Source organism: Neobacillus drentensis (genome assembly GCF_036962765.1).
Classification (GTDB): Bacteria; Bacillota; Bacilli; order Bacillales; family Cytobacillaceae; genus Neobacillus; species Neobacillus drentensis_C.
Genome location: NZ_JBALOS010000107.1, coordinates 1 through 9,660, shown reverse-complemented (window position 1 = coordinate 9,660; position 9,660 = coordinate 1). Strand labels below are relative to the sequence as shown.

Annotated in this window: 9 protein-coding genes; 2 read left to right on the top strand and 7 right to left on the bottom strand. The window is 37.0% G+C overall.

The window, feature by feature from the left end:
• Both V7137_RS14550 and V7137_RS14545 read right to left on the bottom strand, forming a co-directional pair.
• Positions 1-219 (bottom strand): DUF2294 domain-containing protein (locus tag V7137_RS14550; RefSeq protein WP_335698754.1); only part of this gene is annotated, 219 nt, incomplete at its 3' end.
• A gap of 320 nt (positions 220-539) precedes the next feature.
• Entirely contained in the window at positions 540-719 is a 180-nt protein-coding gene (locus V7137_RS14545) for a Fur-regulated basic protein FbpA (RefSeq protein WP_335698753.1), read from the bottom strand.
• Positions 720-1,269: 550 nt separating this feature from the next.
• On the opposite strand from V7137_RS14545, the gene V7137_RS14540 reads away from it, so the two are divergent.
• Positions 1,270-1,785 carry a J domain-containing protein gene (locus tag V7137_RS14540; RefSeq protein WP_218349944.1) on the top strand — a complete coding sequence of 172 codons (516 nt, stop codon included), beginning with the start codon at positions 1,270-1,272 and terminating at the stop codon, positions 1,783-1,785.
• A gap of 212 nt (positions 1,786-1,997) precedes the next feature.
• Positions 1,998-2,183 (top strand): hypothetical protein, encoded by a 186-nt coding sequence (locus tag V7137_RS14535; RefSeq protein WP_218349945.1) that lies wholly within the window; start codon positions 1,998-2,000, stop codon positions 2,181-2,183.
• 210 nt (positions 2,184-2,393) lie between these two features.
• On the opposite strand, the gene V7137_RS14530 is transcribed toward V7137_RS14535, so the two are convergent.
• The 5 genes from V7137_RS14530 to V7137_RS14510 form a co-directional block, all read right to left on the bottom strand.
• Positions 2,394-6,371 (bottom strand): S8 family serine peptidase, encoded by a 3,978-nt coding sequence (locus tag V7137_RS14530; RefSeq protein ID WP_335698752.1) that lies wholly within the window; start codon positions 6,369-6,371, stop codon positions 2,394-2,396.
• 173 nt (positions 6,372-6,544) lie between these two features.
• Positions 6,545-7,207: an amino acid ABC transporter permease gene (locus tag V7137_RS14525; protein WP_335698751.1), complete on the bottom strand. Its 663-nt coding sequence runs from the start codon at positions 7,205-7,207 to the stop codon at positions 6,545-6,547.
• 12 nt (positions 7,208-7,219) lie between these two features.
• Positions 7,220-7,858 (bottom strand): amino acid ABC transporter permease, encoded by a 639-nt coding sequence (locus tag V7137_RS14520; RefSeq protein WP_335698758.1) that lies wholly within the window; start codon positions 7,856-7,858, stop codon positions 7,220-7,222.
• A 90-nt stretch (positions 7,859-7,948) separates the two neighbouring features.
• Positions 7,949-8,755 (bottom strand): transporter substrate-binding domain-containing protein, encoded by an 807-nt coding sequence (locus V7137_RS14515; protein ID WP_420490131.1) that lies wholly within the window; start codon positions 8,753-8,755, stop codon positions 7,949-7,951.
• Between the two features lie 15 nt (positions 8,756-8,770).
• Positions 8,771-9,499 (bottom strand): amino acid ABC transporter ATP-binding protein, encoded by a 729-nt coding sequence (locus V7137_RS14510; RefSeq protein WP_335698750.1) that lies wholly within the window; start codon positions 9,497-9,499, stop codon positions 8,771-8,773.
• Between the last annotated feature and the right edge of the window lie 161 nt (positions 9,500-9,660).

The window sequence follows — 9,660 nt, the reverse complement described above, 5'->3', positions numbered from 1 at the left end:
ATAAATCTCCTTTACCATTTCAGTACGAGCAGATCGTAACATTTGTTTGCCATCTTCCGCTGTAGCGATAAATTTTTCAATAGGAGATAAATTGCCTTCTAATTCACAAATTGCCCAGTTCTTACAAAAAGTTGTTCGAACTTGACCAGGGCCTTTACCCATATGACGTTTTCTATACGCGCGAACAATGTTACTAAATTCTGCTTCATACTTATTCACATATTTCATCTCACTTGTTTTTACTCAAGGTTTCATTATGAGTCAAAAACCTCTTAACCGATTAACAGGTTCGCTGTTTCGTATTAAAAAAGACTCATATTTTATAATAAATCGTAAATTTCACAAATTGTTCACATTAGATGAATTTATAATAACATGGCAGTGAAATCAACACAATAGATATTATGTATTCGATGCTGTTTTTGAAACCTTATTTGCCCCTTTGATCATGATAATAATTTCCACTTTCTTCATTACTATTAAAAGACAAAAGGTCCTCATGATGATAAGATTATTTCAGTTGAAAATTGCTATTTCCCTCATTGTATTTTACCCGACTCCAAACGATTCGTTTCAATATATTGGTACTCTGTTTCTAATTCACTCATTGTCCATTCATACAGATGTTTATTATTTTTTTTATAAATTCCAGATCTAATTAGTTCATTTGTTAGAAACTGCCTTTTTTGCTGGACAGCTTTTCGATGTAATTTTTTCAAAAAAAAACCTCCTATTTAATGACTGGTATTTATTTGGTTCACATGGATGGTTGCAATTTAGGAAGGTATATATACAGAAGTAAGGAATCGAAGATGGGTTTTCGAATGGCGGTATGACTATAGGAACATTATCCTTTCTTAGAACATCCTCTTTAGAGCGGACATATTTTACCCCCCCTTATCAAGAGATTTGATGAAAGAAGGGTTTCACCTCCTTCCCATAAAGATAATTATATAAGACATTTTTTAAAAATATGTCGATTCAAGGTGTATTTAATGACTCTTAAAGGAATTGTTAATATACTTTAACAAACGAAAAAGCTCTGTATTTTTTGTTACCAAGAATAACGGTATTATATCCAAAAAGTACCCTTTTCTACTTTTTTCCATAAATTTAATCAAAAAGTTAATTTTGAAAAAAATTCTTAATCAAATTTAATATTTTTGTAAACCTGAAACGTTTTTATGTATGATACATTGAATTTAAATTTTAAAAGTAATTTGTACATAGGAATAAGAAAAAACTAGTAATCAAGAATGAGATGATTAGATGTTAAATGTTAAAGAGGTTACTGAGCAGCTAAGGGATGTAGGGATAACAGATAGTGAACAAACCGTCATACGCTGGATCCTCGAAGGGAAGCTAAAAGCGAAAAGGACCAAAGATTTTAATATTGACTTTTTGATAAAACCAAAAGATCTAGCAGCATTCATGTTTGAAAAGAAGATTGAATCCAATATTAAACAATATGGTATTGAATTTCAGCTTTGGGAAAAAACGTTTCAAGAGAACCAGAAATTAAACGAGGAAATCGAAGAGTTAAAAAGTATTATTCGGATAGAACGTACAAAAGTTAGTGCCTTAAAAAAAATGTTAAAGGCAGAACATGCTCTCTCCGATCATCCCCCACTTACCTTTAACTCAATGGTTGGTTTAGAAGCGGGTGCTGACAAAACATTGATAAAGAAAGAGTTTAAAAAACTACTTAAAGCCCTTCATCCCGATCGAGGTGGTGACGAAAGACTTTTTAAAGTGTTTTATGATCATTATACAAAGACAATGTAAAATTATTTTTCTACAAACAGCAGAAACAATTTTAATTTTACGTGCTTAATTTGTCTGATTTAGTAGTAAATTTTCTATTCCTTATGAAATATGGAGATTAATGTAGATAAGTTTTATAACGTGATAGCAGGAAAAAATCATCTTGTTACAAAATAATAAAGAAGAAGTAGTAGAATATGTCTAACGAATAAGTTGAAAGGTGGTTATTTCCCTTGAGTACGGATTTATCCCTACAACAAATCGTCGAAGGTCTACCGAAGTCCTTATTAAATGCAACTGATAGAGATTTGGAAGGATTCCAAAAAATTATCGAAGAAACAATAAAATTAAGAGAAGGTCATCGAAACCTGCAAAAGATGGTTAAAAACTTCTCCACCTCTACGATTCAGCGGTCTTAATATGTAAATTAGCAAAGCATTAAGAAGGTGAAATTCACCTTCTTTTCTTTTCGTTCATTTCTAAACGATTGTTTCTTCTTAAATTCGCCCATTGAAACCCAAAATTCGCTCATTAGGTTACAAGTCGTTTAATTGCCCTAATATTAGATATATCAACTCACAAACAAAAATCCTGATGCCTACTAAGTGGCGATCAGGAATTTTGTTTTTTTATTTAAGTAATGTAAACAGTGTTACTTTAAATGCATCAATATTAATATGTGCGCTTGTTGCGGCGCTAGTCTTTTTGCCAGTTGCTACAATCTTTATTTTGTGGGCTTTATTTGCAAGAGTTTGCGTCTCAAAAACATTCACTTTATACTTGCGGCTAGAAGAGTAAAGGTCGATTTGCTTTACTTTTACTCCGTCAATGTAAATATCCGCTTTTCCCATAACTTTATCTTTTACCGCATAAAGGGTGATTCCAGTTCCGCTAAATGCATATTCAAGAGATCCGGAAATTCCTTTGGTTTGATTTACCGTGCCTCCGGAAGCGCTGGTATATTTCGGCTTCGTCCAAACTCCTGAATATTTAATAGTAGAATCTGTATTTTCAACCATTCTTGCTGTTTGAACTGAAATAGATATACTATATTGCCCTGACCCTTTTAAAGCAGTTGGAACGATATAATACAGTCCAGATTTACCTGGTTTAAATACGATCTTTTCAGACGAAGCAGTTCCTGTCGATTTTTTAATAGCAGGCTTCTTCATATCATATATAGTCTTTGAATCAGTATTGAATAACGATAGATCAAAATTGGCGACTGAAGGTCCATTTAAAGTGATTTCATATGTTTTGCCCTGTTCCAAGTGTTTAGACCAAACGTCAATAACGTCTCCTTTTACATCTTTGGTGTCAGCACTCAGGGTTCCCTTAGCAGTGCCCACCAATGGTAGACTTCCTTTAATATCATCATCATAAACGAAGGTGATCGCAGATGAAAAAGGTGTCTCCATTTTCTCTTTTGTATTAATTACTGCCGTATAGTTATAAGATTTCCCTGGCATTGCAGTGGTATCGGTATAACTTGCTCCAGTTACAGACTTTGCGATTTGTACATAGTCTGCTTTCGAGGATTCTTTACGATATATACTGTAGGATTCAGCCCAATCTACAGATTTCCAGGTAATCACAGGATTTGTCTTGACCTTATCGTAGGAAGCTTTTAATGATACAGGATTACTACTTACTATGAGTTTATCTAAATTGATCCCTGAAGCACTTTTTCTTGAAGCTGGATCATTTTTTCCTGTCCAGACAATTTTTACATTATGTCTGCCATAAGATGAAAAGTCTTTTCTAAAGATCGTTTGTTTTGCTTTAAAAGTACTGGCATAAAGCGATGGAGATCCAATCTTTATACCGTCTATGAAAATATCAGCAAGACCTTGTGAAGGATCTTTAAAGCCTTGCCAATCAAAGCTGTCCCCAACAAAAGAAAAGTTCACTTCCCCAATTGAATTAAGGGCTTTGGCAGATTCCCCTGAATGCTGTGGATCAAATACAGGCATCCATTCCCCTAAGAAAGTCATGGAGTTTGAGTCATCCTCATACGATCCTCCAAAATTACCAGTGAAAAGCTTATAGTCTCCTGCACCTTTGTAGGCGTAGACATTAACAAAATAAATCCCTGTTTTAGGAGCAGTAAACTTAATCGATTCATTGGATGTATTTACATTCTCAGAGAAGGCAACCATTCCATTCGTATTATTAATACTCATTGTTGATTCATTGTAAACGTATAAATCAAAATCGTTACCTGCTTTGCTATTCAGAGAAAGTGAAAGGGCTTCTCCTTCTTTTAAGGACAATGCAAAAACATCGTTTTTATCTGTAGTCACATTTAGGTTGTCGTTTAAAACGCTACTTTCCAACGGGATTCCTGGAGTTTCATTATCGTCAAAGTTATCTAGATTCAAAGAACTCACAAGTTTTCCGCTGTTAACAAGTCCTTTTAGTGAATTTTGGCTCTTTCCTTTTGTGCTTGTATATAACTTTAGCATTTCCGGCGACATGCTTGGACGTAATCCTAGTAAAATAGCCGCGGTGCCAGTTGTATGAGGTGCTGCCATTGATGTTCCGCTATAGTAATCATATGCCTGTGAATAATCAGAAACATATTTAGAATTTATGATCGTTCTCGGATCATTTGGAACATTGGATTTAACCAAATCAGCAAAGTAGTATGGTGTTTCATATCTATTAATATCAAATTTTGTATTTTCATAGATTCCACCAGATAAACCTTCCACATTCAAACTTGGTCCTACATCAGCAAAAACAGTTAAATGCAAGTAATCCTTAACTAGTGGTGATTTCTCTTGACCAGATAGGGCATTCTGTCCAGTTAACAACAATTCCCCACCATTAGATAGATAATTTTTCAACATTTCGGCATCTGTTGTGGTTAAAGTGGTGCCTTCCTCAGAAAAAAACCCAAGACCGCTTCCTGTAAACCAAATGACCGCATCGTAGGAAGCTAAGTCGTTACTGTTCAGGTAATTGGATAGGGATGAATCGGAATTAATGGTAATCGTTTTTAGTGAAGGATGGTTAGCCAATAGTTTTTGATAAATAGGCAAATAGTTTTTAAATAGGCCGCGAAGTTCAGGCTCGTCCTTAAATAATTCTGCAAGATCGCTTTCATCATCTTGGACTAGAAGAATGTTTTTGGACGGATCCATCAATTCTAAATAACTTAATGCTTTGTCAAAAGCTTCTTGCCTTTGTGCCTCGGAAATTTTTTCGTACCCAATGCCATCAAAGATCGCTTTATAATTGTCCCCGTCGATTTGTGCGGATGCTCCTGGCTGGTCAATATTCAATGCTTTTGTCAGCTCATCCAATGGGAATTTAGGAACTGTACTTAGAATGTCAACACCAGGGGCAGCCACATCAACAGAATTGTAACCATAATTTGAGAAAGGTGCTAGTTTACCCTTGTTATCGACTGCAGCAACTGCCAATATATTAGCACTTTCAAAGCCGGCTGGATAAAATCCGCCTTCATCATTATCCATGCCATCATTTCCTGCAGCGGCAACAAATAAACAACCACTATTCTCGATGGCTTCTTGGAGTAATGGATCGTATTCTCCTCCGCCCCAACTGTTATTTGTTATTTTTACGCCCATCGTTTTCGCGTACGCAATTGCCTCAATCGCATCTGATGTGGTTCCCCCATCAGGACCTAGAAATTTTATAGGTAAAATTTTCACGTTTGGAGCAACACCGATGACACCTTTATTATCACTTGTATTTGTTCCTTCTAATTCTGCAGCAATGGTTCCGGAGACGTGTGTACCGTGCTCGTCCCCTTCAAGAGAATCATAAACAGTGTTATCATCATTATAAAAATCCCATCCATGGACATCGTCAATATAGCCGTTGTGGTCATCGTCTATATTATTGGCTGGTATCTCTTTTGTGTTTGTCCAAATTTTCCCTTTTAAATCAGGGTGATTGATGTCCACACCTGTATCAATTACACCGACAACCACTTCTGGAAGTTTTGAACTAAATTTGTCCCAACCTTCAGGTGCATCTACATCTATATCTGCTAATCCATTAATCTCTTTTATAGGTTGTCCGGAATTGTTCAGGCCCCATAATTGATCATAATAGTTAGGAGAATTGTTGGTGTCAGTTGCATAATATTTGTAATTAGGTTGTACGGATTCAATGGTTGGATCTTTTTTTAGTGTATTTATGTAATCACTCGTACTTTGACCAGAAGGGATTTTTACAACCTCTGCATTTAAAGATTTTAATTTCTTCGTAGACTTTAAAGAGTATTTCTTCTGAAGTGAACTGATTTCCCCAGTTGTCACTTTTTTCTTATATTTAATGATCACTTCGCCTGATTGATATTTACTTTTACTTTGTAAATCTTCATTTTTCAATTTTTCCTTGATCTCTGTTTCTAATTTACTTTCTGACTTCTTATTAAAAGAAACCTTGTGATTCTCTGTCTTTCCTTCTTTCATTTGGCTTTTTCTTAGGTTATTACTAGAGTTAATCTGCTTTTCGCCCAATACAAAACTATTAGTTCCTGTTTGAGCGGCTACTTGCCCTGTTCCTGTGAAAATGGTTGAAGCTAACAGAAAGGCAGAAACTGGTAAGGATAAAAGTGTTTTTTTCTTCATTCTTGCACTCCTTTTTTATTAGATTAATAGAAAATATTATCTATACTTGAAGAATTATACAATTTTTTACAACTCTATGATATATAAATCGCGTGACAAATTTCTTACTTTTTGGGTTAAACTTGCAGTTGCTAGTTCAAAAAAAAATCCGGCCCAATTACTGAGCCGATTTCTTACATTTGCTTTAATTCTAACCTTCGGGCAACTAGTGATAAGGCATAATTAACGATAAAGTACATGAATGCCAACATGATAAAAACAGGTATCACATACGATCCCTTTTGCGCGTAAATAATTTGGCCATTGTGCAATAAATCCGGTAATGCAATGACAACAGCTAAAGATGTATCTTTGAGAAGAGAAATAAATTGACTAACGATCGGAGGAACCATTCTTCTAAGCGCCTGTGGCATGATGATATAGCGTAATGTCTGGATGTAGGTCAATCCAGACGCCCGGCCTGCTTCCAGCTGACCTTTTTCAACGGAGTTTAAACCGCCTCTGATAATTTCTGATATCATAGCTGATTCAAAAACGGTCAATGCGGCAATTGCCGCTGTCGTTATCTCCATTTCAATTCCGATTTCTGGCAAGGCAAAATAGGTAAAGAAAATGAGGAGCAGTAAGGGAAGGTTCCGAATTGTCTCAACAACCAAGGCAAGTAAGGGCGAAACAACGGATATCCGCGCATACCTGAGCGTGCCAATAAGCCCCCCTATAACAAAGCTGAGCACTATGGAAATGGCGGCGACCTTTAGCGTGACCCCGAATCCCTCCAGCAAAAATTTTAAATTGTCTAGAGTGTATACTTCAATGAACGGTGCTAGAAGATCCATCTCTGCACCTCCTTATTGACTTCGAGCCATACGTTTTTCCAAAAATCCCACGCCCAAACTTAACGGGATCGTTAAAATTAAATAAAATAAGGCTACTAACACATAGGTATCAAAGGTTACGTATGTCTTTGCCGAGATTAAATCTCCCTGATACATTAAATCTCCACCTGCGACAACGGCTAACAAGGATGAATTTTTAACTAGATTGATAAATTGGTTGCCAAGAGATGGGATGACGATCTTGATTGCCTGAGGAAGGACCACCATTCTCATTGACCTGCCGTAACTCAATCCTGTTGAACGGGCCGCTTCCATTTGTCCTTTTGGTACAGACATAATTCCAGCACGAATGGCTTCGGCAATGAAAGCTGCCGTATAAATGGTCAGTCCGATCGTCCCTGCAGTCATTCCGCCAAAGTTACCAGCCAAGTAAGTAAAAAAAATGATCACCAGCACTGGGATGTTTCGAATAAATTCAACATAGGCCGTACCTAGCCAGTTGAGAGGTTTAATGGGAGCCATTCGCAGGACAGCAATCAGAGTACCCAAAATGAAACTGGATAATAAAGCGATTAAACTTGCAATAATCGTTATTTTTAACCCTTGCAAAAATGCATCCATATTATCGGTAAGTATCGAGAAATCCAGCAGACGTTCACCTCCTCATAAAAAAGGAAGAGCAGGAGCGAAACCTAGCATTCGGACTACTACCCATCCTGACGAGAAACCGTGTATATATGATTACTTTTTAATCCATTTATTCTTAATTTCGTCGTACTTGCCTGAATCCTTCAGACTTTTTAATGCTTTATTCAGCTCATCGACCAGTGATTTATTGCCTTTTTTAACAGCAATCCCGTAAGGCTCTTCTGTAAACGTACCTCCGACCAGTTCAAATGATGGATCTTCTTCTGCCATCCCATAAAGGATTGCATCATCTGTAGTCAGGGCATCCCCTTTACCTGCTTTTAAGGCTGTAAAGGCTTCCGCATAGTTTTCGAATTCAAGAACCGTTGTTTCAGGAGCTTTCTCTCGAATATTGATGGTTGAGGTCGAGCCTTTCACTGCAAGTACCTTTGTTCCTTTCTTCAAGTCTTTAATACTCTGAATCTTGCTTCCCTTTTTCACCAGCAATGATTGTCCAGCTTCAAAATAGACATCGGTAAAATCCACTTCCTTCTTCCGTTCATCGGTAATGGTCATCGTTGCGACGACCGCATCCACCTTACCATTATTCAGGAGACCTACCCTTGTTTTCGAAGTAACCTCTACGTATTCGGGCTTCACATCCTTGCCAAACATTTCTTCTGCCAATGCTTTGGAAATATCAATATCAAACCCTTCAACCTCACCTGATGATGGATTTTTTAATCCAAACAAACGAGTGTCATGTTTTACGCCAAATACAATTTTTTTGTCTTCTTTAATTTGGGCAAGTACATCCTTGCTGTTGCCTTTTGAGTCCTTGTCCCCACCGCATCCGGCAAGAATGAAGGCAACCATTGTGGTTACAAATGCCATTTTCACGAAATTTTTTGTTTTGAACATTTCTTTTCCCTCCAATTAATGATTTAAGATACGGCTCAGAAATAAGCGCGCCCGTTCTTCACGAGGATGCTCATAAAATTCAGCCGGAACAGCTTCTTCTAATATTCGCCCTTCATCCATAAAGACAATTCGGTCAGCCACTTCCCTTGCAAAGCCCATTTCATGAGTAACGACGACCATCGTCATGCCTTCTTTGGCGAGGGCTTTCATGACATCCAGGACCTCTCCTATCATTTCTGGATCAAGCGCTGAGGTTGGTTCATCGAAAAGCATAATTTTCGGGTTCATTGCAAGGCCCCTGGCGATGGCTACACGCTGCTGCTGACCTCCAGAAAGTTGGGAAGGAAAAGCTTCGGATTTTTCTAATATCCCTACCTTCTCAAGGTAATATTTGGCTGTATCAATCGCCTCCTTTTCGGATTGTCCCAAAACTTTCATAGGTGCGAGCGTGATATTTTTAAGCACTGTTTTATGTGGATATAAATTAAAATGCTGAAAAACCATGCCAATATTGCGCCTTAGTTTATTGATATCCGTTTTTTTATCCCCCACAGATAGTCCATTTACGATAAGTGTCCCGTCAGAAATGGTTTCGAGTTGATTGATACAGCGGAGCAATGTACTTTTGCCTGATCCGGAAGGCCCGATTACCACGACTACTTCCCCTTGGTAGATTGTGAGATTAATATCTTTTAAGACATGAAAATCTCCATAAAACTTATTTACCTGCTTAAATTCAATCATTCTTGACCTCCTAATCTAAACAAAATATGGAAATTTTCAGAATTACTTACATGATATTCAAACCCTGTCCAATTCAAACCGCGACTTTTGACTCGTTTTTGGGTTAGTTAAAAAGGTGGATAATCAAAAAAGGTGTCAGGCACCATGTGAAAAATTCACAT

Bases quoted from the DNA above. Each gene is read 5' to 3' on its own strand.
- V7137_RS14530 (WP_335698752.1), bottom strand. From the start codon at position 6,371: ATGAAGAAAAAAACACTTTTATCCTTACCAGTTTCTGCCTTTCTGTTA.
- V7137_RS14540 (WP_218349944.1), top strand. From the start codon at position 1,270: ATGTTAAATGTTAAAGAGGTTACTGAGCAGCTAAGGGATGTAGGGATA.
- V7137_RS14515 (WP_420490131.1), bottom strand. From the start codon at position 8,755: ATGTTCAAAACAAAAAATTTCGTGAAAATGGCATTTGTAACCACAATG.
- V7137_RS14525 (WP_335698751.1), bottom strand. From the start codon at position 7,207: ATGGATCTTCTAGCACCGTTCATTGAAGTATACACTCTAGACAATTTA.
- V7137_RS14510 (WP_335698750.1), bottom strand. From the start codon at position 9,499: ATGATTGAATTTAAGCAGGTAAATAAGTTTTATGGAGATTTTCATGTC.